This window comes from Actinomycetota bacterium (assembly GCA_005774595.1).
Classification (GTDB): Bacteria; Actinomycetota; Coriobacteriia; order Anaerosomatales; family D1FN1-002; genus D1FN1-002.
The window spans coordinates 2,771-3,338 of the sequence record VAUM01000220.1; the positions used below are offsets into that span (position 1 = coordinate 2,771).

1 protein-coding gene is annotated in these 568 nt (G+C 73.8%); it reads right to left on the reverse strand.

From position 1 onward, the window contains the following. Positions 1–568 (reverse strand): histidine--tRNA ligase (locus FDZ70_08195; protein ID TLM72819.1); only part of this gene is annotated, 568 nt, incomplete at both ends.

A 568-nucleotide genomic window follows, 5' to 3' on the forward strand; every position in this document is an offset into this window, starting at 1 on the left:
GGCCCGACGACCGCCACGAGGCGCGCGCCGAGCCGGTCCGCGGCCTTGAGCTGGGACTTCAGCGAGCGCCCCTGATGGTCCATCTCGGCCGCGATACCCGCCTCGCGCAAGCGCGCCACCATCGAGAACACCTCGCCGGTGGCGCTGTCGTCCACGCGCGCGACGAACACCTCCGCGCGGGGCAGTGCGGGCGGGGTGACGCCGGCCGCTTCGAGGGCGAGCAGCGTGCGTTCGAAGCCGAGCGCCCAGCCCAGGCCGGGCGTGGCCGTGCCGCCGTAGGTCTCGAAGAGCCGGTCGTAGCGGCCGCCTCCACCGATGGCGTTCTGCGACCCCAAGCCCTCGGCCACCTGGATCTCGAAGACGGTCCGCGTGTAGTAGTCCAGGCCGCGCACGAGGTCCGGCGCCTCCTCGTACGCGATGCCGAGCGAGGTCAGGTAGCCCTCGACGGCCGCATGGTGCGCGCGGCAGCCTTCGCACAGGTGGTCGCGCAGAAGCGGCGCGCCCGCCATCACCCCGACGCAGCGCGGCGCCTTGCAGTCGAACGCGCGCAGCGGGTTGGTGTCCGCAC